At 58.3% G+C, this 21,450-nt stretch carries 19 protein-coding genes and 4 tRNA genes; 5 read left to right on the forward strand and 18 right to left on the reverse strand.

All coding sequences use genetic code 11. The features are described 5' to 3' along the window. Positions 1-19: 19 nt before the first annotated feature. The 8 genes from corA to lptM all read right to left on the reverse strand — a co-directional run bounded on the left by corA (position 20) and on the right by lptM (position 6,934). A complete protein-coding gene (gene corA / locus KHQ26_RS07925) occupies positions 20-970 on the reverse strand; it encodes a magnesium/cobalt transporter CorA (protein ID WP_002883400.1) in 951 nt (316 codons plus the stop codon). Positions 971-1,120: 150 nt separating this feature from the next. Beyond that, a complete protein-coding gene (gene ysgD, locus KHQ26_RS26285) occupies positions 1,121-1,177 on the reverse strand; it encodes a YsgD/CorL family protein (RefSeq protein ID WP_349815745.1) in 57 nt (18 codons plus the stop codon). A gap of 148 nt (positions 1,178-1,325) precedes the next feature. Further along, the gene (uvrD, locus tag KHQ26_RS07930) at positions 1,326-3,488 is read right to left on the reverse strand and encodes a DNA helicase II (protein WP_002883398.1); all 2,163 of its coding nucleotides are present in this window, start codon (positions 3,486-3,488) and stop codon (positions 1,326-1,328) included. A 63-nt stretch (positions 3,489-3,551) separates the two neighbouring features. Next, on the reverse strand, positions 3,552-4,268 hold the full coding sequence (gene yigB, locus KHQ26_RS07935; RefSeq protein WP_002883397.1) for a 5-amino-6-(5-phospho-D-ribitylamino)uracil phosphatase YigB: 717 nt from the start codon (positions 4,266-4,268) through the stop codon (positions 3,552-3,554). After that, complete coding sequence (xerC, locus tag KHQ26_RS07940; protein ID WP_002883396.1) at positions 4,268-5,170, reverse strand: tyrosine recombinase XerC; 903 nt, start codon at positions 5,168-5,170, stop codon at positions 4,268-4,270. The genes yigB and xerC overlap by 1 nt, the downstream gene beginning before the upstream one ends. Next, positions 5,167-5,874, reverse strand: a complete 708-nt coding sequence (locus tag KHQ26_RS07945; RefSeq protein WP_020804033.1) for a DUF484 domain-containing protein — start codon at positions 5,872-5,874, stop codon at positions 5,167-5,169. Before KHQ26_RS07945 ends, xerC begins: the two co-directional genes overlap by 4 nt. Then, complete coding sequence (dapF, locus tag KHQ26_RS07950; protein ID WP_002883394.1) at positions 5,871-6,695, reverse strand: diaminopimelate epimerase; 825 nt, start codon at positions 6,693-6,695, stop codon at positions 5,871-5,873. The genes KHQ26_RS07945 and dapF overlap by 4 nt, the downstream gene beginning before the upstream one ends. Positions 6,696-6,730: 35 nt before the next feature. Beyond that, positions 6,731-6,934 (reverse strand): LPS translocon maturation chaperone LptM, encoded by a 204-nt coding sequence (lptM, locus tag KHQ26_RS07955; protein ID WP_002883392.1) that lies wholly within the window; start codon positions 6,932-6,934, stop codon positions 6,731-6,733. Between the two features lie 146 nt (positions 6,935-7,080). On the opposite strand from lptM, the gene cyaY reads away from it, so the two are divergent. Then, positions 7,081-7,401 (forward strand): iron donor protein CyaY, encoded by a 321-nt coding sequence (gene cyaY / locus KHQ26_RS07960; protein ID WP_002883389.1) that lies wholly within the window; start codon positions 7,081-7,083, stop codon positions 7,399-7,401. Positions 7,402-7,449: 48 nt separating this feature from the next. Here cyaY and cyaA read toward each other — a convergent pair whose 3' ends face one another. Beyond that, entirely contained in the window at positions 7,450-10,002 is a 2,553-nt protein-coding gene (gene cyaA / locus KHQ26_RS07965) for a class I adenylate cyclase (protein WP_002883383.1), read from the reverse strand. Positions 10,003-10,359: 357 nt separating this feature from the next. Between cyaA and hemC the strand changes: the two genes are divergently transcribed. Genes hemC through hemY form a run of 4 tightly spaced genes read left to right on the forward strand, consistent with a single transcriptional unit; the run spans position 10,360 to position 14,441 of the window. Then, positions 10,360-11,301, forward strand: coding sequence for a hydroxymethylbilane synthase (gene hemC / locus KHQ26_RS07970; protein WP_004212684.1), 942 nt, complete (start codon positions 10,360-10,362; stop codon positions 11,299-11,301). Then, positions 11,298-12,038: a uroporphyrinogen-III synthase gene (gene hemD, locus KHQ26_RS07975; protein WP_002883380.1), complete on the forward strand. Its 741-nt coding sequence runs from the start codon at positions 11,298-11,300 to the stop codon at positions 12,036-12,038. Before hemC ends, hemD begins: the two co-directional genes overlap by 4 nt. Positions 12,039-12,059: 21 nt before the next feature. Next, entirely contained in the window at positions 12,060-13,241 is a 1,182-nt protein-coding gene (gene hemX, locus KHQ26_RS07980; RefSeq protein WP_020804034.1) for a uroporphyrinogen-III C-methyltransferase, read from the forward strand. Positions 13,242-13,244: 3 nt separating this feature from the next. After that, entirely contained in the window at positions 13,245-14,441 is a 1,197-nt protein-coding gene (hemY, locus tag KHQ26_RS07985) for a protoheme IX biogenesis protein HemY (protein WP_004152054.1), read from the forward strand. A gap of 461 nt (positions 14,442-14,902) precedes the next feature. Here hemY and KHQ26_RS07990 read toward each other — a convergent pair. From KHQ26_RS07990 to wzxE, 9 genes are all read right to left on the reverse strand, one after another. After that, positions 14,903-14,979: transfer RNA gene (locus KHQ26_RS07990), tRNA-Pro, on the reverse strand. A 42-nt stretch (positions 14,980-15,021) separates the two neighbouring features. Then, positions 15,022-15,108: transfer RNA gene (locus KHQ26_RS07995), tRNA-Leu, on the reverse strand. Positions 15,109-15,131: 23 nt separating this feature from the next. Then, positions 15,132-15,207: transfer RNA gene (locus KHQ26_RS08000), tRNA-His, on the reverse strand. Between the two features lie 54 nt (positions 15,208-15,261). Continuing rightward, a tRNA-Arg gene (locus KHQ26_RS08005) sits at positions 15,262-15,338 on the reverse strand. A gap of 102 nt (positions 15,339-15,440) precedes the next feature. Continuing rightward, on the reverse strand, positions 15,441-16,826 hold the full coding sequence (gene thrP, locus KHQ26_RS08010; RefSeq protein ID WP_002883322.1) for a bifunctional threonine/serine APC transporter ThrP: 1,386 nt from the start codon (positions 16,824-16,826) through the stop codon (positions 15,441-15,443). Between the two features lie 205 nt (positions 16,827-17,031). Then, positions 17,032-17,772 carry a lipopolysaccharide N-acetylmannosaminouronosyltransferase gene (gene wecG / locus KHQ26_RS08015; protein WP_004186366.1) on the reverse strand — a complete coding sequence of 247 codons (741 nt, stop codon included), beginning with the start codon at positions 17,770-17,772 and terminating at the stop codon, positions 17,032-17,034. An 11-nt stretch (positions 17,773-17,783) separates the two neighbouring features. Then, a complete protein-coding gene (gene wzyE / locus KHQ26_RS08020) occupies positions 17,784-19,130 on the reverse strand; it encodes an ECA oligosaccharide polymerase (protein ID WP_004146500.1) in 1,347 nt (448 codons plus the stop codon). Beyond that, entirely contained in the window at positions 19,127-20,203 is a 1,077-nt protein-coding gene (locus KHQ26_RS08025; RefSeq protein ID WP_004177944.1) for a TDP-N-acetylfucosamine:lipid II N-acetylfucosaminyltransferase, read from the reverse strand. Before KHQ26_RS08025 ends, wzyE begins: the two co-directional genes overlap by 4 nt. Continuing rightward, positions 20,200-21,450 (reverse strand): lipid III flippase WzxE, encoded by a 1,251-nt coding sequence (wzxE, locus tag KHQ26_RS08030; protein WP_004177945.1) that lies wholly within the window; start codon positions 21,448-21,450, stop codon positions 20,200-20,202. The genes KHQ26_RS08025 and wzxE overlap by 4 nt, the downstream gene beginning before the upstream one ends.

Consider the following 21,450-nt stretch of genomic DNA (forward strand, 5'->3'; position numbering starts at 1 on the left):
GAGCCGACGCTCCCTTTTTTTACAGCCAGTTTTTACGCTTGAAGTAGAGATATGGCGCCAGGCCGGCCAGCATCATAAACACGATGGCTCCCGGATAACCAAAGCTCCAGTGTAGTTCCGGCATAAATTCAAAGTTCATCCCGTAGCTGGAGGCCACCAGAGTTGGCGGCAGGAATACCACCGAGACCACCGAGAAGATCTTGATAATGCGGTTCTGCTCGATATTGATAAAACCCATCGCCGCCTGCATCAGGAAGTTCACCTTCTGGAACAGCGATTCGTTGTGCGGCAGCAGAGATTCGATATCGCGCAGGATCTCCCGCGCCTGCTCCAGCTGGCCCGCCGGCAGGCGCGCCTTGCGCACGAGGAAGTTCAGCGCGCGCTGGGTATCCATCAGACAGAGTCGCACCTTCCAGCCGATATCTTCCAGTTCCGCCAGCGTCGACAGCGCTTCGTCGTACTCGTCGCCCTGATGGCCTTCCATAATGACGCGGCTCAGCTTTTCCAGGTCGCTGTAGATGTTTTCAATTTCATCCGCCAGCTGCTCGATTTTGGTCTCGAACAGGTCGAGCAGCAGTTCGTAGGCGTTGCCGTCGACCAGCGTCTGGTTACGCACGCGCATACGGTAGAGGCGGAAAGCGGGTAGTTCGCGCTCGCGCAGCGTGAACAGGCGGCCTTCGCGGATGGTAAACGCCACGGTAGAGTTGCCGGCGTGATCGTCGGCATCTTCAAAAAAGAAGAACGAGTGGATGTGTAACCCGTCTTCATCTTCAAAGAAACGCGCGGAGGCTTCGATATCTTCCAGTTCCGGGCGCGTCGCCAGGTTTTGACCCAGTTCCGTCTGCACGCGGCTTCGCTCATCGTCGTCAGGCTCGACCAGATCGACCCACACCGAGCTGGCGAGGTGTTTGATCTCATCGGCTTCCAGGCGCGTTAAACGATTGTTTTCCAGTTGAAATGCGCTCAGCATGACCGGGACTCCCAATGCAAAAAAATTATCGGACAGTTCGGTGGGCACACAGAAACAAATTGGGTTTCAGACCATTAAGCCTGACTCAGCGCGACGGGAATGGGGCAGGTCGCTGACAACCGCTAAGGCTATCAGCATAAGAGGATAGCCTTAGGAGTTGTTCCTGAATGACAGGAAGTTGAGCCAGCATCTACTGGGTGTGTCCAAGGCGAATGTCCTCTTAGCGTAATCGTGCGCGCATGTTACGCCAGCGCAAAATCGGCGTCAACACGCAACGGAACGCGAAAGCGCAAATCAGGCGCCTTAACGTATAAAGGTAGCAGAATATTACAAAATAATGATATTTTTCTTAAAGTTACACTGCCTCCAGCCGGGCGTAAGCCGCCACCAGCCATTTGATTCCCTGGCCCTGAAAAGCCACCTGCAGTCGGCTGTGCTCGCCGCTGCCTTCGAGGTTGACAATAGTGCCTTCGCCAAACTTCGGATGCCGTACGCGCTGGCCTAACTTGTAGCCGGTATCGCTCTCGGCAATTGGCGCGCCCAGTCGCTGATGGTTTACCGGGCGGCTCACCGTGGCTCGCAGACGCACTTCTTCTACGCACTCCTGCGGCAGCTCGCCGATAAAGCGCGACGGGCGGTGATAAACCTCTTTCCCGTACAGACGGCGGGTTTCCGCATAGGTCAGCGTCAGCTTCTGCATGGCGCGCGTTACGCCGACGTAGGCCAGGCGACGCTCCTCCTCCAGGCGGCCGCCTTCATCTAGGGCCATCTGGCTCGGGAACATCCCTTCTTCGACGCCGACGATGAATACCTGCGGGAACTCCAGCCCTTTCGCCGAGTGCAGGGTCATCAGCTGAACCGCGTCCTGCCAGGTGTCCGCCTGCCCCTCGCCCGCTTCCAGCGCGGCGTGGGAGAGGAACGCCTGCAGCGGCATCAGATCTTCATCTTCTTCGTTGTAGCTGAACTGGCGCGTCGCCGTCACCAGCTCCTCTAAGTTTTCAATACGGGTCTGGCCCTTCTCGCCTTTCTCCTGCTCGTACATCGCGCGCAGGCCGGAGTCTTTAATCACCCGATCGGTCTGAACGTGCAGCGGCATATCGGTGGTCTCCTGCGCCAGCGCGTCAATCAGCTCCATAAAGCGCTGCAGGGCGCTGGCGGCGCGACCGGCCAGCGCTTTTTCTTTCAATAGCTCGCGACTGGCCTGCCACAGCGTCAGCTGGCGATCGCGCGACGTCTGGCGCACCACGTCCAGCGTGCGGTCGCCAATGCCGCGGGTCGGCGTATTGACTACGCGCTCAAAGGCCGCGTCGTCGTTGCGGTTGGCGATAAGGCGCAGGTAAGAGAGCGCGTCTTTGATTTCCTGACGCTCGAAGAAGCGCATGCCGCCGTAGATACGGTACGGCATGCTGGCCTGCAGGAGGGCCTCTTCCAGCACACGCGACTGGGCGTTACTGCGATAGAGAATGGCGCATTGCTCCAGCGCGCCGCCGTTCTCCTGCCAGGTTTTAATTCGGTTCACCACAAAGCGCGCTTCGTCGAGATCGTTGAAGGCGCAGTACAGCGAAATCGGCTCGCCGTCGGCGCCGTCGGTCCACAGCTTTTTGCCCAGCCGACCGTTGTTGTTTTCAATCAGGGCGTTGGCAGCGCTGAGAATATTGCTGGTCGAGCGATAGTTCTGCTCCAGGCGGATGGTTTCCGCGCCGGGGAAGTCGTTAAGGAAGCGCTGAATGTTCTCGACCTGCGCGCCGCGCCAGCCATAGATAGACTGATCGTCATCGCCGACGATCATCACCTTGCCGGTATCGCCCGCCAGCAGGCGGATCCAGGCGTACTGAATGTTGTTGGTATCCTGGAATTCATCGACGAGGATATTGGTGAAGCGCTCGCGGTAGTGCTGCAGGATATGCGGTTTGTTCAGCCACAGCTCGTGGGCGCGCAGCAGCAGCTCGGCGAAGTCCACCAGCCCGGCGCGGTCGCAGGCTTCCTGATAGGCCTGATAGACCTTCTGCCAGGTCTGCTCGACCGGGTTGCCGTAGCTCTGAATATGATGCGGGCGCAGTCCTTCATCTTTCTGGCTGTTGATGTACCACATTGCCTGGCGCGGCGGCCACTGTTTCTCATCGAGGTTCATCGCCTTAATCAGACGCTTCAGCAGACGCAGCTGGTCTTCGCTGTCGAGGATTTGGAAGTCCTGCGGCAGGTTGGCATCCAGATGGTGCGCGCGCAGCAAACGGTGCGCCAGGCCGTGGAAGGTGCCCACCCACATGCCGCCCTGGGTGGTGCCCATCAGCTGGCCGATACGGTGACGCATCTCCGCCGCCGCTTTGTTGGTAAAGGTCACCGCCATAATGGAATACGGGGAACAGTTCTCCACGCTCAGCAGCCAGGCGATACGGTGCACCAGAACGCGCGTCTTACCACTGCCCGCCCCTGCCAGAACCAGCATATTGGTGCGCGAGGCCGCTACGGCTTCACGCTGTTTGTCATTAAGGCTGTCGAGCAGGTAAGAAACGTCCATTGGCACCGCCGGAAGAGAAGGGGTTCCACGAACCCCTGTTAATATATACAGAGTGACTGGTGATTATATCAGCGAGGTCAGAGATGCCAACCGTGAAATTTCAATATGCGGCAGCAGGCGGCTGTCCGCGGTGTGCATCAGGTCCGCGCCTTGCGGTTTGATCCAGCAGGCCTGCATCCCACAGCGAATAGCGCCGGCCACGTCGGTGGTCAGATCATCGCCGACGTGCAGAATCTGCCCGAGCGGCACATTCAGACGCTCCGCCGCAAGGTGGTACATGTCGGCAAACGGCTTGGAGCGGCCATCCGGCCCGGCGCGCAGCACGAAGCGGAAATAGTCGCTCAGACCGAACAGTTCCGGGCGGGCGTTGCCATTGGTAATCGCCACCAGCGGCCACTTCTTCGCCAGCTTCGCCAGCGTATCGTGCGTTTCCTGCGGGACATCGACGCGGCTGCGCCAGTGGGCGAAGTGTTCCATCGCCGCATCGGCCCCCGCTTTCGCCGCTTCGGCGGAGAGCCCGGCATTACGCATACCTAACTCCAGCGCACGGTGGCGCCAGACGGTCACGTCATGATAAATCTCAGGTTCAGCAGCCAGCAGCGTCTGACGCAGCTGATTAAGCTCATGGGCGTCGAACTGGCTGAGCGAAGGATGGTAGCTGCGCACAAAGGCCAGCGACTCGTGCATCGTCCGGTCAATCACCGGGCGGTTATCGTAAAGGGTATCGTCCAGATCAAACGTCAGCGCGGAAATCTGGCCCAGAGGTCGGTAAAAACGCATTATTTCCCCCGTTTAGCGCGCGGATGCGCGGCATCGTACACCGAGGCAAGGTGTTGAAAATCAAGATGGGTATAGATTTGGGTGGTGGAGAGGTTAGCATGCCCCAGCAGCTCCTGCACGCCGCGCAGATCGCCGCTCGACTCCAGCATATGGGTGGCAAAGGAGTGGCGCAGCTTGTGCGGGTGCACATGGCTGTTCAGCCCCTGCTTAATGCCCCACTCGGCGAATCGCTTCTGTACGTTGCGCGCCGAAATACGTTTGCCCAGTTTCGACAAAAACAGCGCGTCGTCGTCGGTACCGAACAGGCCGCGCAAATCCAGCCAGTGCTCAATCCATGCCACCGCGTTGCGACCGATCGGTAAACGGCGCTCTTTGCTGCCTTTGCCCATCACCCAGACCTCACCGCTTTCGAGATCGAGGTGTTTGATATCCAGGTTGACCAGTTCGGACAAACGCAATCCCGCGCCGTACATCACCTCCAGCATCGCCCGATCGCGCACCGCCAGCGGATCGTTGAGATCGATATCCAGCAGTCGATTGACGTCATCGACGTCAATATTTTTTGGCAGGTGGCGGGGAATTTTCGGCGCGGCAATCCCCTTCGCCGGATTGGCGCTGAGCTCGCCCTGGCCGACCAGCCAGTCGAAGAAACTGCGCAGCGCCGACAGGCGAAGCGCCAGGCTTGCCGGGCCTAACCCCGCGCGGCGACTACGCACCGCAAAGCTTCGCACCTGAGCGGCATCGCACTGCGACCAGCTTTTCAGGCCCGCCTCATCCGCCAGGGCGATCAGCGCGTCCAGCTGTCGCTGGTAATTCAGTAACGTGATCGGGCTGAGCTGGCGTTCAACGCCAAGATGGCGAAGAAAGCGGGCGACGGCGGAGAAGAGAGGAGAATCGGTCATGCGCGTTCAATCCAGCGCTCCAGCAGGCCGGGCAGCATCTGGGCAATCTCCTGCAACAGCTGCGTCCCCTGCCCTGGCTGATAATGCTGCGCATCGCGGCTGCTGAAGAGCATCACCCCCGGGGCATTATCGCCCCCCAGCAGCGATATCGCCACAGACCCAATGGCCTTCGCCTCCGGCAGCACCACCAGCAGCTCCGGGCCGTTCAGCGGCCCAAGATAGTGGCGCGCCTGGCCCAGACGTTGAATACGGATCGGCTCAAACGCCTGCCGGTTTAATGCCAGATGGGTAAACTTCGAGGGCGCGCCGAGGCGCCAGCAGTCAGGAAACAGGCGCACCGTGGCGTCCGCCAGCCCCAGCTCGCGTGCCCAGCGGTGAAGGCGGTTGAGCATATCGTCGAGGCTCTCCGCCGCCGCCAGCCGCGTTTGCAGCTGCAGCAGGCGCTGGAACAGGCTTTCATTAGCGACCGCCTGCTCCATCAGCAGCGACATATTCTCTTCCAGCACATGAATATGGTTACGCGCCCGCATCATGTGCCACTCCACCAGCGAAATCGTACCACGTACCGGATGCGGGACGCGGAGATGTTCGACCTGGGCGGCATTACGAATAAAAAATTCAGGATGTTGCAACAGATAGTCCACCACTGCGCGATCGTTCAACGCGCTGGCAACCTCCTGCTGTTCTTCCCCGATTGGTTTCATAAATGAATAAATCCATCATAGACATGGGCCGCCGGGCCGGTCATAAACAGCGGCTGGCCCGGGCCTTTCCAGGCGATATCAAGACGACCGCCGGGTAATTCCACGCGTACCGTTTCCGCCAGCAGCCCCTGCTGGATCCCCACCGCCACCGCGGCGCAGGCGCCGCTGCCGCAGGCCTGGGTTTCCCCCGCGCCGCGTTCGTAGACGCGCAGACGGATATGAGACCGACCGACCACCTGCATAAAGCCGATATTGGCGCGCTCCGGAAAACGCTCATGGCTTTCCATCACCGGGCCGAGAGTTTCCACCGCCGCCGTATCCACATCATCAACCTGGATGACGCAGTGCGGATTTCCCATGGACACCACGCCGCACAATACTGTCTGCTCGGCGGCACGCATGATATAGGTCTTTTCCGCTTTGTTGGCGCGGAACGGCACCTGGGACGGCTCGAAGTTGGGCTCGCCCATGTTCACCCGCACCAGATCGTCTTCCGTTACGCTTAATACCATACGCCCGTTGGCCGTACTCACGCGGATATCACGTTTATTGGTCAGGCCTTTCAGCCGGACGAAGCGGGCAAAACAGCGCGCGCCGTTGCCGCACTGCGACACTTCGCTGCCGTCGGCGTTAAAGATCCGGTAGTGGAAATCCAGATCCGGATCGTAGGGCGGTTCGACGACCAATAGCTGATCGAACCCGACGCCAAGGTGGCGATCCGCCAGGCGGCGAATCAGCTCCGGCGAGAAAAAAACATTCTGCGTTACCGCGTCAACGACCATAAAATCGTTGCCAAGGCCATGCATTTTAGAGAACTGCATCATCTACTCCAGTTGCGCGGAACAGAACGTTATCGTTAGTAATTGACCTGGCTCGGACCACCGGTATCGCCACGATCGTTACGATCCGGCGTTGCGCTCTGAATGCCAGGGTTAACCGGTTTGGTCGGCGGCGGCGCGGTTTTGTCCGCCGGTGGGAAATAGAGAGGCCCTTTCAGACCACAGCCGGTCAGGCTGAAGATCGCAAACAAAACGGCAAGCGTAGGAAAAACGTTTTTCATTGATAGTTGCCCGTGATTCATTCTTTCTGCTTTCTATCATCGCAGGAGAAGACGTAAAAGCAAGCCTTTAGCATCCGACTGCGCGCGCTTTTGTTTCGCGCTATACTGCGACCCATCTTCAAAAATCAAAAAAGCAGAATCAAATTATGAACGACAGTGAATTCCATCGCCTGGCCGATAGCCTGTGGATGACCATCGAAGAACGTCTGGACGACTGGGACGGCGATAGCGACATCGACTGCGAAATCAACGGCGGCGTGCTGACCATCAGCTTTGAAAACGGCAGCAAAATCATTATTAACCGTCAGGAGCCGCTGCACCAGGTGTGGCTGGCCACCAAACAGGGCGGCTATCACTTCGATCTCAAAGGCGACGAGTGGATCTGCGATCGCAGCGGCGAAACCTTCTGGGATCTGCTGGAGCAGGCGGCGAGCCAGCAGGCCGGTGAGACGGTGAAATTCCGTTAATGACGTGTTTCCCGGATAGCGGCGCATCGCGCCTTATCCGGGCCAAATCTACGAGTAGCGCTGCTGCAGCACCGGCGAGGCGGTAACGTCCTGGCTGGTGGGTATCGCGGCGGCAATCGCCTGGGTGCGGAAAGGGATCACCTGGGTGCGCCCGTCTACTTCGACAATCTGATAGAACTGCGGCAGGTTGAAGTTGATGAAGCTGGAGCCGTAGGTGAAACGATCGTGCGATGACGAATAGAAGCGGCTGACGTCGCGCACCAGCTCCTCTTTACTGCCCTCGCAGTGATGATAGACCTCGGCGCGGTTGCTCTCATCAAGAATATAGATGTTAAAGCCGCTGTCGTTGTTATCCGCGTCTTCAAAGAAGAACTGAATAATCCCTTCGCTGGCGAAGCCATCCACCACCGCCGGCAGCTTAACGTGATTGGTTTCCACCTGCACCGACAGCCCGTGCAGCTTGTTGTGCGAGATAGCGCCGTAGAACTCAATGGCGTTTTCCAGCTTCTGCACCGAAACGTTAAGCCGCTCGAAGAACAGCCCCCACGTCTGGCCGGAGACGCGCAGCGCTTTGAAGCGCCCGGTATCCTGGCGGGTACTGGAGAGACGCAGTTCGATACATTCGGAGATCATCTGCTGCACGCGGGTGCGGATCAGGCCGCGCAGGTGCTGGCTATAGCAGAACACCTCCACGCTGTCCGGCGGCGCGGCGTCCTGGTGCATTTTGCCGAGGATCGTTTTCAGCGCCTCGATCATCGCCTGTTCGCCGTTAAAGTGCAGCGTACGCACTTCGTTCCACGAGTTGCGATACAGCAGGTCGACGCTGCCGATCAGGCATTTTTGCTCTTCGCCGAAGCTGAAAACATCCAGCTTACGGAAATCGAAGTGCACCACCTGGTTGCGGAAGGCCGCGGTTGGGTCATATTCGAGGTTGACGATAATCGCCAGGTGGCGGATTTCGCACGGGCTGTACAGCGCCTTTGGCGTCGGCGCCGGCAGGCGCAGCGGGAAGTGGTGCGACACGTCAGCCACCATCTCCTGCAGCTTCGCCAGATCGACGATGCCGTTGCCCTTAATAAACAGGCGGGTGCGTGAGGTCAGCAGGCCGTTAAACCAGGCCCAGGCCACCAGCTTATTAAGATAACGGTTATATTCCAGCGGCTGATGGCTGATGATCGATTCCATGTCCGGCGCGCGGTTGTACAGATACCAACCGGTACGGTTGGCGCGGCCCGGCGGCACGTGGATAAAGGTCAGGTTCGGTTCCGACAGATCCGGCGAAATTTGCGGGTTTACCAGCGTCACTTTCCCCGGCAGCGCTTCAAAGGCCGCATACAGCTTACGGGTCAGCACGCCAATATCCTGCGGGCTGGCGGAGACGCTAAGGTTATTGCGCCGCGCGAAGCGGATCAGATTACGATAGCTCTGCATCATGGCGTCGAGCAGTTCGTTGTGCGCCTTGCGCACTTCATCGATTTTCCAGTTGGCGCGGTTGTCGAGCATCATCAGACGCTTTTCGTCCCAGCCCCAGGCATTCACCAACTGGCTGACGACTTCGCGACGCCAGCCGACGCAGGCGCGTTCGCGGCTGAGTTTTTCACAAACTTTCAGGTAGAAGCAGCGGCGCACCAGGTCGAGGCGGGTTTCATCTTCGATGGCCTGCAGATAGGTGGTCACGCGCTCCAGCATCATGCAGTACGGGTCGAGGCCGAAGGAGACAATCTCCCCGTCGTGCAGACGCTGTTTGATATCTTTCGCTAACAGGCGGTTATTGGGGTATTCCCAAGAGTAGGCTTCCAGCAGCAGCGTTTTCAGCACCGCTTTATAGGGGGAGTCGATACTTTTATACAGCTGCCACAGGCTGGCGCCGAAGTACTCTTCCGCCGACAGCGAACTGAGGCCGCCGAGATCGAGCCATTCGTTAGGCGTCAGCACGCCCTGGGCATACAGCCCCATCACGTAATCATCGTAATGCTCTTCTTCATCGCACGGCACCATATTCCACAGAATACGCTTGCCGGCGAGGCGCACCGCGGTGCGGTAGAACTCATCAAGCAACAGGATATGCTGGGTCGAACCGCAGTCTTCGCCGCCGAGGCTACCGCTTTCGTTATGACGGAAACGGTTTTCGTCGATCAGGAAGAAGCTGACTTCCACGCCGAGCGAGGCAGCCCAGCTCTCAAGCAGGCTGCATTTTCGCTGCAGCAGCTGGCGCTCTTCGCTATCCAGCCAGGCCTGGTGACATACCCAGATATCAAGATCGGAAGAGCAGCTCTGGCCGACGGAGGAAGTACTGCCCATCGAGTAGACGCCGGTGATCGGCAGCTCGCCTTTCGGCGGCTCCTGAGTCTGCATACCGCGATGCAGTTCCAGTTCTTCAAGATAGTGGCGTTGGGTTTCATCAGGCGTGTAGAGGCAAATGCCACGGGGAACGTTACCGTCAAGGTAACCCGGCATCAGCGGGTGATGATAATGTAATAACGTTGGCAGTAGACTGTAAACCTGCTGGAAAGCGGGTCCCATGGCAGCAAGCGCGCGATCCACGCGCAATTGGTTGATGGCATCCAGTCTCTGTTTCAGTGTCTCAATATAGAGGTACAAGACATATCGCCTGATGTTCAAAAACCCGAGGTACAATAGTACGGAGGATTTCAGTATTTCAACAAAAACCGTCACCATTCGTCGTCGGTGTGGTTGTGATGAGCAGCGGACTGACAAATGGTTTAAAACGTGATCAATTTAACACCTTGCTCATTGACCGTAAAGAAAGATGCGCTACATACAAGTGTAGCACCGTTTATTACCTGTAAATTCCTCACTACGCCTCCGGCAACCGCCACGCGCATGAAAGGTTAAAAAAGAGTGGGCCGGAGCCACCTCCCACATAAACCGTGAAAACTAACATCCGTAAGACAACAATGTTAGGATGGATAGTGGTCGATAATGACGGTAACAAGCATGTTAGACAAAGTTTTGAAAATTGCCACACGGCAAAGCCCGCTTGCGCTATGGCAGGCGCAGTATGTTAAAGCGCGCCTGGAACAAGCGCATCCCGGACTGAAGGTCGAGCTGGTGCCGATGGTCACGCGCGGGGATATCATCCTTGATACTCCGCTGGCAAAGGTGGGGGGAAAAGGCTTATTTGTGAAAGAGTTAGAGCTCGCCATGCTCGAAGGGCGCGCCGATATCGCCGTCCATTCGATGAAAGATGTGCCGGTGGAATTCCCGGAGGGCCTGGGGCTGGTGACTATCTGCGAGCGCGACGATCCGCGCGACGCGTTTGTCTCCAATCGCTATGCCTCGATTGACGAACTGCCGGCCGGCAGCGTCGTTGGCACGTCAAGTTTACGCCGTCAGTGCCAGCTGGCCGCCACCCGTCCGGACCTGGCGATCCGCTCTCTGCGCGGTAACGTCGGTACCCGGCTGAGTAAGCTGGATAACGGCGAGTACGACGCCATCATCCTCGCCGCCGCCGGCCTGAAGCGCCTGCAGCTGGAAGCGCGTATTCGCCAGCCGCTGTCGCCTGAGCAATCTCTGCCGGCGGTCGGCCAGGGCGCGGTCGGCATCGAATGCCGTCTTGATGATGCATGGACCCGGGGGCTGTTAGCGCCTCTCAACCATACGGAAACGGCGGTGCGCGTGCGCGCCGAGCGGGCGATGAACACCCGCCTCGAAGGCGGCTGCCAGGTGCCGATCGGCAGCTATGCGGAACTGAAGGACGGGGAACTGTGGCTGCGGGCGCTGGTTGGCGCTCCGGATGGTTCACAGCTGGTGCGCGGCGAACGACGCGGGCCAGCGGAACAAGCGGAAGCCCTCGGCATCTCGCTGGCGGAAGAGCTTCTGGATAATGGCGCCCGCGAGATTCTCGCGGCGGTTTATGATGGAGAAGCCCCGCGATGAGCATCCTGGTCACTCGTCCACTACCGCAAGGAGAAGCGCTGGTCAGCCGTCTGCGGGCCATGGGACGCGTGGCCTGGAGCTTTCCGCTGATAGAATTTACGCCTGGCAGGGAGCTTCCCGCGCTGGGCGATGCGCTTGCCCGACTGGGGCCCGACGATCTGCTATTTGCGCTATCCCAGCATGCGGTGGAATTCGCCCATGCCCGTCTGCAGCAGCAGGGCCTGCCCTGGCCCACTTCTCCGCGCTATTTTGCCATTGGCCGCACGACGGCGCTGGCCCTGCATACGGTCAGTGGGCAGCATATCCATTACCCGTTAGATCGGGAAATTAGCGAAGTCTTGCTACAATTACCTGAATTACAAAACATTGCCGGGAAAAATGCGCTGATCCTACGCGGCAATGGCGGGCGGGAACTCTTAGGCGCGACGCTGACCGAGCGCGGCGCCAGGGTCACATTTTGTGAATGTTATCAACGTAGTGCAAAACATTACGATGGCGCAGAAGAAGCGATGCGCTGGCAATCTCGCGGAGTCACCACGCTGGTGGTCACCAGCGGCGAGATGCTGCAGCAGCTATGGTCGTTAATACCGCAATGGTATCGCGAACAGTGGCTCCTGCACTGCCGCGTTGTCGTTGTCAGCGAACGTCTGGCCCTTCAGGCCCGTGAACTGGGCTGGCAGGAGATTCAGGTTGCCGATAGCGCCGACAACGATGCGCTGCTACGCGCATTACAATAACTCTCAACATTGGAAGCCATAATGACGGAACAACAAAATCAATCCGCCGTGGTTGAAGAGACCAGGGAGGCCGTGGAGACCACACCACAGCCAGAGAACACTGAGAAGAAGAAGGCAGGCAATAAAACCAGCCTGGCGCTCAGCGCGATCGCTATCGCCATTGCGATAGCCGCCGGCATCGGCCTGTATGGCCTGAACAAACAACAGGCCACGCGGCAAAACGCAACTACCTCTGAATTAGCAAGCCAGGTCGCGGCGCTGCAAAAAGCGCAGGAAAATCAAAAAAGTGAACTGGAAGGTGTTATCAAACAGCAGGCCGACCAGCTAAACGAAGCCAAACACCAGCAGGAGACGCTGGCCAAACAGTTGGATGAGCTGCAGCAAAAAGTGGCGGTGATTTCCGGTAGCGATGCCAAAACCTGGCTGCTGGCCCAGGCCGACTTCCTCGTCAAGCTGGCGGGACGTAAGCTGTGGAGCGATCAGGATGTCACCACCGCCGCCGCGCTGCTGAAAAGCGCTGACGCCAGCCTCGCCGACATGAACGACCCAAGCCTCATCGGCGCCCGCCGGGCGATCACCGACGACATCGCCACCCTCTCCGCGGTAAGCCAGGTGGACTATGACGGCATGATCCTCAAGGTTAATCAGCTGGCGAATCAAATCGATAACCTGCGGCTGGCCGATAATAACGATGACGATTCGCCGATGGACGCTGATAGCGATGAGCTTTCCAGCTCTATCAGCGAATGGCGCGTCAACCTGCAGAAAAGCTGGCAGAACTTTATGGACAGCTTTATCACCGTGCGCCGCCGCGATGAAACGGCGGTCCCGCTGCTGGCGCCGAATCAGGATATCTATCTGCGGGAAAATATTCGCTCTCGCCTGCTGGTCGCCGCGCAGGCAGTTCCGCGCCATCAGGAAGAGACCTGGAAACAGTCGCTGGATAACGTCTCGACCTGGGTACGCGCCTATTATGATACCGATGACGCCACCACCAAAGCCTTCCTCGACGAGGTGGATAAGCTCAGTCAGCAAAGCATTACCATGACGGTGCCGGAAACGCTGCAGAGCCAGGCGTTGCTGGAAAAACTAATGCAGACCCGAGTGCGCAACCTGATGGCGCAGCCTGCCATTACCGCGGGCGGCGCGCCTTCGCCCGCACCTGCTGCGCCGGCCGCCCCCGCTGCGCCGCAAGGAGAGTAACGCATGCTGAAAATTCTTTTACTCTTCGCACTGTTGATCGCCGGGATCGTGCTTGGCCCGATGATCGCCGGGCATCAGGGCTACGTCCTGATCCAGACCGATAATTACAATATCGAGACCAGCGTGACCGGGCTGGTGATCATCCTGATCCTCGCCATGGTGGTGCTGTTCGCCATTGAATGGCTGCTGCGCCGCATTTTCCGCACCGGGGCGCATACGCGCGGCTGGTTTGTCGGCCGTAAACGCCGTCGCGCGCGTAAGCAAACCGAGCAGGCGCTGCTTAAGCTGGCGGAAGGTGATTACCAGCAGGTTGAGAAGCTGATGGCGAAAAATGCCGATCACGCCGAACAGCCGGTGGTGAACTATCTGCTGGCGGCGGAAGCGGCCCAGCAGCGCGGCGATGAAGCGCGGGCCAACCAGCATCTGGAGCGCGCCACCGAGCTGGCGGGCGATGACCTGATCCCGGTGGAAATCACTCGCGTTCGCCTGCAGCTGGCGCGTAATGAAAATCACGCCGCGCGCCATGGCATCGATAAGCTGCTGGAAATTACCCCGCGTCATCCGGAAGTGCTGCGCCTCGCCGAACAGGCATACACCCGCACCGGCGCCTGGCAGTCGCTGCTGGACATCATTCCGTCGATGGCGAAAGCTAACGTCGGCGATGAAGCGCACCGCGCGGCGCTGGAACAGCTGGCCTGGGTTGGCCTGATGGATAAAGCGCTGGCCGATGGCGGCAGCGAAGGACTACGCGAATGGTGGCGCAACCAGAGCCGTAAAACGCGGGCGCTGGTGCCGCTGCAGGTAGCGATGGCCGAGCGCCTCATCGAGAGCGACGATCACGATACCGCGCAGCAAATTATCATTGATGGTCTGAAGAAACAGTATGATGACCGTCTGGTGATGCCGATCCCGCGTCTGAAGACCAATAACCCGGAACAGCTTGAGAAAGTGCTGCGCCAGCAGATCAAAGCCGTTGGCGACCGTCCGCTGCTGTGGAGCACCCTGGGCCAGTCGCTGATGCGGCACGGCGAATGGCAGGAGGCCAGCATCGCCTTCCGCGCCGCGCTTAAGCAGCGTCCGGATGCCTTTGATTACGCCTGGCTGGCGGATGTCCTGGACCGCCTGCATCAGCCGGAAGAAGCCGCCGCTATGCGCCGAGATGGACTGCTGCTGACGCTGCAGAATAATCCTCAGCCATAACCTGGCATGGCTATCGCCTCCTGCGGGGCGATAGCCCTTCTCCCCCGCCTTCACATTGACGGATCCCCGAAAGAAAAAAACGCCTGCGCTGAAATCAGGGCAGGCGTTAAAACAGGTCTGTTTGACAACAAATTGGGTGCTTCACTCAACGTAATGTCCATGGTGTTTGATGAGGCATAAATGCGACATCTGTCAGTGGACGATAAGCACCGTAAGAACGGCTCTGCATCATTCCGGAGTTTATGAGGCACGAAGGCGAACATAAGAGATGGAATGAGCATCTACCCGGTTATTATCGCACAGGATCCGGGGAAATTGCATCTACCACAGTGATGAATTGAGAGTTTTCCTGACGCGTATTCTTAAGCAAAGAGAAGATTTTTTATCAGCAAGATCAGAGAAATAAGAGATGGCGGACGGTAGCAGAAAACAAAAAACCCCGCCGAAGCGGGGTTCAAAATTGGTCGGCGAGAGAGGATTCGAACCTCCGACCCACTGGTCCCAAACCAGTTGCGCTACCAAGCTGCGCTACTCGCCGAAATACTGCTTTTTGAATTTTTAGTTCAATTCGTTAAAGTCGTGGTGCGAGGGGGGGGACTTGAACCCCCACGTCCGTAAGAACACTAACACCTGAAGCTAGCGCGTCTACCAATTCCGCCACCTTCGCAAATTCACAACTCTATCAAATAATGGGGTGGCTAATGGGATTCGAACCCACGACAACTGGAATCACAATCCAGGGCTCTACCAACTGAGCTATAGCCACCACTGCAAACCTTTACGCGGTATTAAAACCACCGCAGCTCCAGCACCGGGTTAATGGTGCGCCCGACAGGATTCGAACCTGAGACCTCTGCCTCCGGAGGGCAGCGCTCTATCCAGCTGAGCTACGGGCGCTTAGCGCCGTTGCGGGGTCGGATAATACGGACTTCCTACCCCGCTGTCTAGTGCCTTTTTAAAGAAAATTATCGTTTGCTCATGCTTTGTTCGTTTTGACGGTTATTCAGCCGTATTATTGACTTGCCCCTGTCTTCCGAGGCCAAACACCTTATAAATCAGGGTGACGGCGGCCAGAAAAATAATGCCGACGAAGAGCGACATCCGGGTTTCATCATTCAGTCCCATCCCGACCAGCACGCAGATCAGGAAGGCCATCGTGAAATAGTTGGCCCACGGAAACAGCAGCGAACGGAACGGATGGCTGGCAATCGCCGCCTGATGCACGCGACGGAAACGCAGCTGACTAATCAGGATCACAAACCAGGGCACCATCCCCGGCAGGACGCTGGCGCTATAGACATAGACGAACACCCGCTGCGGATTAGGAATAATGTAATTCAGGCAGGAGCCCACCAGCAGGATCAGAATCGACAGCGCCACACCGACGGACGGAACGCCGTTGCGCGATACCTTACCGATCGCCGCCGGCAGCTGACGGTTCTTCGCCAGGGCGTACAGCATACGTCCGCAGCTGTACATTCCGCTGTTGCAGCCGGAAAGCGCTGCCGTCAGCACCACGAAGTTGATAATTCCCGCCGCCGCGGTAATACCGATTTTGGCAAATGTCAGTACGAACGGGCTGCCGTTGGAGCCGATTTGATCCCACGGGAAGATAGTGACGATAACAAAAATCGCGCCGACGTAGAAAATCAGGATCCGCCACAGCACTTTGCCCACCGCGCTGCGCAGCGTCACCTGCGGGTTTTTCGCTTCACCTGCGGTAATGCCGATGAGCTCCACCCCCTGATAGGACGCGACCACGATACACAGCGCCGTCAGGAAGCCCTTCCAGCCGCCGGCAAAGAAACCACCATGTTCGGTGAGATTACCAAAACCGATGGAGTGGCCGCCGTTGCCAAAGCCGAAGAAAATGACGCCCAGACCCACGACGATCATCACGATAATGGTGGTCACTTTTATCATGGCGAACCAGAACTCGATTTCACCGTATAGCCGGACCGCCGCGAGGTTAGCCAACGCCACCAGCCCCACGGCAATCAACGCCGGGATCCACTGCGCCATCTCCGGGAACCAGAACTGCACATAGACCCCGATGGCGGTAATCTCCGAGATCCCCACCGCCATCCACATAAACCAGTAGGACCACGCGGTCAGATAGCCGAAGAAGGGGCTCATATAGCGATGCGCATACACCGCGAAGGAGCCTGTGACAGGCTCAAGGAACAGCATTTCGCCCATTGAGCGCATAATGAAAAAGACGAACAGGCCAGCGATAATGTACGCCAGCAGCACGGAAGGCCCAGCCCATTTCAAGGTACTGGCCGCCCCCATAAACAACCCCACGCCAATCGTCCCGCCAAGGGCGATCAGTTCAATATGCCGGGCCTCCAGTCCACGCTGGAGCTCCGCTTTTTTCTCAGTCATATATCCTCTTGTGTTTGCCGTATTCCGGGTACTCCCGGTTATTGTTATTAACTGAAACCATAGCCTTGCCGACGCGCAGGTCTCCCCGGCGCGTATGAAGCCTGCGAATGGTTAATTAATTTTGCGGAAATGGCAAATAAAGTATCAGGCGAGTGAAGAGATTACACAGAATATGTATGCAAACTCGCCTGGTTGCAGTGGAATATCAGAGCTTACCGGAATAATGCCAACGTAAATAGCGCAGCAGACGGAACTGTCTTTTGATACGGCTCGGCTGCAAAAGCAGGCGATAGAACCACTCCAGCCCCAGATCCTGCCAGAACTTCGGCGCCCGATGGACGTGCCCGGTAAAAACATCGTAAGTGCCGCCGACGCCCATATACAGCGCGTGCGGATACAGGCGCCGGCAGTCGCGCATAAAGATCTCCTGGCGCGGCGACCCCATCGCGACGGTGACGATTTTCGCCCCGCTGTCGCGAATGCGTTCGAACAATGCCTGGCGTTGCTCAGGGGTGAAATAACCGTCCTGGCTGCCGACGATGTTCACCTGCCAGCGCTGACGCAGCCTGGATTCTGTCTGCGCCAGGACCTCAGGTTTACCACCAACCAAAAACACCGGTGTCCCTTCAGCGCCGGCGCGCTGCATTAACGCTTCCCAGAGATCGGCCCCGGCGACGCGGGATACCTGGGCCTGCGGGTATTTTTTGCGCAGCGAACGCACCACGCTGATGCCATCGGCATATTTAAACTCCGCCGCCTCAATCAGCGCCCGTACCTCCGGGTTATCCTCTACGGCCAGCATTTTCTCAGCATTAATGGCCACCAGCGTCCCCTCGCGGAGAACGCCATCGGCAAACAAATAATCCAGAGCGTGCGGCATATCGCGCCAGCCTATAAGCTGCAGCCCTCTTAACAGGTACAACGGCGCGGAAATGGTCCCAGTCATGTCCATCCTTCTCAGACTTGCGGTTGCGAAAGCGGTTTTACGCGCTTATGAATCAGTCCCACGCTATCCAGGAACCAGTACAGCAGTTTCGCCGCCAGCAAGCAGATACCAAAGATCACGAGGAAAAACACCACGCGGGAGCCGAACGAATCCAGCCCCTCGCGCGCCAGCACTATCATGTTGAAGATAGCGCCGAAACAGAAACTGTGCAGGATAGCCGCTTTATAGCGATTGCTCTCCCGGTTGCCCAGCTCATACAGCCAGTCGAACCATTTAATAATCAACCCTACCGCCACGGCGCCCAGCGGTACGAACCAGACGCCGCCCATCACCACCAGCGAGCCAATCAGCGTCGGCGAAATCGCCAGCCCCGAATGGTTGTTTAATACTTCCCAGGTAAAGTAGTTGGCGGTATTGAGCACCATCGTCGGGCGACCGTGCCACATCCAGCTGGGGATAAAGACGTAGAAATCGCGGATCATCGGCGCCAGCCCCTGGAAATCGATCTTGTCGTAGTTCTGCAGCAGCAGCGCCAGGTTCTCCCACGGTGAGAAGGTGTCGCGCGTGAGATACAGAAAGGTATAAAACGCTTCGTCTCCGCTGACGTTCATCCCGTAGCGCTTCAGCGCCAGCCAGAACATGCCGACAATACCCAGCACACCCGCCGCCGCCAGCATCCACAGGCTGATCCAGCCGCGAATAATACCGATGAACAGAAAGATGGCGAAGGCGATGATAATATTGGCGCGCGTCCCGCCGACGATGGCGTAGGTCAGCAAACCAAAGGCCACCGTGCTGACGAGGAAGAAGATCCACGCCTTATAATCCTGGCGCAGAAAATAGACCACCAGCATCGCCGGAATAAAGAAGTAAAAGAAGCGCTTCAACGCCACGCCGGACACTTCAGCAGAGAAAATCTGGCTGTAGGAGTTGAGCTTAAACAGCAGGAAACCGTTGTGGGCGAAGAAGATGCCGACGCACAGCAGCGCCAGCCCCATCAAAATGCCCCACGCCAGATGGGTTTCCACCCGGTTCATGGTAAACAGCGGGCGATGCGCAACCTCACGCGATGCCGAACGCAGCCGCGTTTTATAGGTCACGTAGTAGACTGCGTAGAAGCACACCGCGATCAGCAGCGTCTGCAGCAAAATCTCCGGCGGCGCCACGCTGACGTCAAAGCGGAACACCAGAATACTGGTCAGCGGGAAGCCGAAGAAAAAGGTCAGCAGAAACAGCAACGAGAAAAAAACGTTGAAGTTAAAGCGTACCCGACGGAACTCAAACCAGGTGGCGGTGGCGATGAACAGCGTCGACAGCAGCCAGACCACCAGCAGCCCGCTAAATTGCATTAACGTCATGCCTGCCCCTCCGCCGCTAACCGTAGCGCCCGCCGCCAGCCCGTCAGATAGTTCGGCCGGAAGAAGGCGATAGCGGATTTATCCACGCTCGCCAGCTGACGCTGCGCTTCGCGCACCACGCTGACGTCCAGTGCGTCGCTGGTGAACAGCACCGGCACATGCTGCTCGGCCATATCCTGCCAGAACGGGTTTTCCCGATTGAGCACGCAGGGGATGCCCGCCTGAATCAGCAGACACAGGGTGCCGATCCCCTGCTGGCGGGCAAACAGAAAATAGCCCAGATCGCAGCGGCGCAGCAGCGCCAGATAATCATGAAACTCCAGCTTCTCGCTGAGGATCTGCAGATGCTCACCGCTAAACAGCGCCGCCCCCGCCTCGCGAACCTCATTGATATAGGCGTCGTTATTCGCTGGATAGCCCATCGGCACGATGACGTTTACCGTATCGCCAAACTGCTGATGGATTGCCTTCAGCGCGGCAATATGTTCATTGCTGCGATCCCCGGAGTTGCCGACCAGAATAGTCAGGGTATCACCGCGCGGAGCGTTATCGGCCAGGGTATTCAGCGCCGGATCCATACGGGTCGGGAAGTAGAGCAGCTCCCCCGGGACGCGCGGATGGCGGTTAGCGAACCAGCTGAGATCGCCGCGGGTGGCGAAAACGCGCCCTACCCGCCCCTGCGCCATACGGCGCAGCGGATAGAACAGGCGAAACTTCAGGCTGGCAGAATTTTCATACAGATCCGCCCCCCAGATATGCCAGTTAAACTGCGACGGGCGGATGCCGCCGCTCAACAGCGCCAGCCACAGCCCGGTATTGAACTGGCCGTGGAAGAAAAAGCGCTGCTGGCGGTTGGCTTTCGCGGTAGCAATCACTGCCTGCGCCAGCGCCTTTTTCCCCGGATAACAGGTGACATCCAGCGCCGGATACCCATCACGCACGCTGGCCTCATCACCGACGATCATAAATCTCCTGGCCTGCGGGTCGGCGGCCAGTTCGTCGTTAAAGAACCGCAGTACGGTCTGGTTATGATGCGGGATATCCGATCCCAGTACATGTATCAGTGCTGTCATGCCCGTTTACGCCAGAGTAAAAACACGCCACTACAAAGGGCGAAATAAACAATATAAGTGGCCATATATGCCTGCGCCGCGCCAACCGCGCCGTGCGCCGGTATAAGCCAGTGTGAGAATGCGGTCAGCAGTGCGAACTGGCTGATTTCCGTCAGAATATAAAAACGCAGCGACGCTTTGGCGATCACCAGATAGCCGTAGACGTAAGCGCCAACTTTTAAAACATCGCCCACCAACTGCCAGGCGAACAGGTCGCGCATCGCGGTAAAGCGATCGGAAAACAGCAGCCAGATGGCAAAATCGCGCAGCAGCCAGACCGTCAGGCTCGCCGCCGCTACTGCCGGCAGGACGAATTTCAGCGACTTGCCAATCTCGCGGGTGATATCCGTTTTGGCGCTCAGCCGCGACAGCGTCGGCAGCAGATAGACGCTAAACGAGGCGGTAATAAACTGCAGGTAGGCATCGGAGATGCTGCTCACCCCCTGCCAGATCCCGACCGCCTCCCAGCCATAATGCGCCGCCAGCAGATTACGCATCATCACATAGGCTACCGGCAGGGTCACTGAGGTTATCAGCGCCATCAGGGTAAATTTCGATAGCTGTCCCGCCAGACCGTTATCCCAGCGCGGACGCAGGGCGCTCAGCGGGATATTACCCCGCCGCCAGAGCATAATACCCGCCGGGACCACCACCAGCGCTGGAACTAACGCCAGCCCCAGCAGCGCGCCCTGATAGCCGCCCAGCACGTAACAGGCATAGTAAGCCGCCACGCCGATCAGGCTCCCGGCAATCAGCGAGAAGGCGTTACCCGCCGCATCGCGAAAGCCTTTCATCAGCGCCAGCAGGAAATTCGCCCAGGCGATCCCCATCTGCACCAGCGCCACCAGGCGTACCAGCCCCTGATAGTGCGTATGGCCGAACAGCCCCTGGCTTATCGGCGCCGCCGCCAGTAAAAATACCAGCGCCAGCAGGGTGGAAAAGCCAAGCACCATCGCCGACGAGGTGCCCACCACCTGCTTCAGGCGCGGGGGATCGTCGTGATGCTGCGCCACCAGCTTCGTGACGCCATTAAATATCCCGGCCCCGGCCAGCACGCCGAGTACGGTGACCAGTTGCCGGAAGTTACCGGCCTGGCCAACGCCCGCCGGCCCAAACGAGACGGCCAGCAGCTTGACGACCAACAGACCGGCGCCGATTTTGACCAGCGTCGATGCCGCCGTCCACAGTGAGGCTTTTGCTAACGACAT

Source organism: Klebsiella sp. 10 (genome assembly GCF_018223925.1).
GTDB classification, from domain to species: domain Bacteria; phylum Pseudomonadota; class Gammaproteobacteria; order Enterobacterales; family Enterobacteriaceae; genus Klebsiella; species Klebsiella pneumoniae.

Bases quoted from the DNA above. Each gene is read 5' to 3' on its own strand.
- corA (WP_002883400.1), bottom strand. From the start codon at position 970: ATGCTGAGCGCATTTCAACTGGAAAACAATCGTTTAACGCGCCTGGAA.
- uvrD (WP_002883398.1), bottom strand. From the start codon at position 3,488: ATGGACGTTTCTTACCTGCTCGACAGCCTTAATGACAAACAGCGTGAA.
- yigB (WP_002883397.1), bottom strand. From the start codon at position 4,268: ATGCGTTTTTACCGACCTCTGGGCCAGATTTCCGCGCTGACGTTTGAT.
- xerC (WP_002883396.1), bottom strand. From the start codon at position 5,170: ATGACCGATTCTCCTCTCTTCTCCGCCGTCGCCCGCTTTCTTCGCCAT.
- KHQ26_RS07945 (WP_020804033.1), bottom strand. From the start codon at position 5,874: ATGAAACCAATCGGGGAAGAACAGCAGGAGGTTGCCAGCGCGTTGAAC.
- dapF (WP_002883394.1), bottom strand. From the start codon at position 6,695: ATGCAGTTCTCTAAAATGCATGGCCTTGGCAACGATTTTATGGTCGTT.
- lptM (WP_002883392.1), bottom strand. From the start codon at position 6,934: ATGAAAAACGTTTTTCCTACGCTTGCCGTTTTGTTTGCGATCTTCAGC.
- cyaY (WP_002883389.1), top strand. From the start codon at position 7,081: ATGAACGACAGTGAATTCCATCGCCTGGCCGATAGCCTGTGGATGACC.
- hemC (WP_004212684.1), top strand. From the start codon at position 10,360: ATGTTAGACAAAGTTTTGAAAATTGCCACACGGCAAAGCCCGCTTGCG.
- hemD (WP_002883380.1), top strand. From the start codon at position 11,298: ATGAGCATCCTGGTCACTCGTCCACTACCGCAAGGAGAAGCGCTGGTC.
- hemX (WP_020804034.1), top strand. From the start codon at position 12,060: ATGACGGAACAACAAAATCAATCCGCCGTGGTTGAAGAGACCAGGGAG.
- hemY (WP_004152054.1), top strand. From the start codon at position 13,245: ATGCTGAAAATTCTTTTACTCTTCGCACTGTTGATCGCCGGGATCGTG.
- thrP (WP_002883322.1), bottom strand. From the start codon at position 16,826: ATGACTGAGAAAAAAGCGGAGCTCCAGCGTGGACTGGAGGCCCGGCAT.
- wecG (WP_004186366.1), bottom strand. From the start codon at position 17,772: ATGACTGGGACCATTTCCGCGCCGTTGTACCTGTTAAGAGGGCTGCAG.
- wzyE (WP_004146500.1), bottom strand. From the start codon at position 19,130: ATGACGTTAATGCAATTTAGCGGGCTGCTGGTGGTCTGGCTGCTGTCG.
- KHQ26_RS08025 (WP_004177944.1), bottom strand. From the start codon at position 20,203: ATGACAGCACTGATACATGTACTGGGATCGGATATCCCGCATCATAAC.
- wzxE (WP_004177945.1), bottom strand. From the start codon at position 21,450: ATGTCGTTAGCAAAAGCCTCACTGTGGACGGCGGCATCGACGCTGGTC.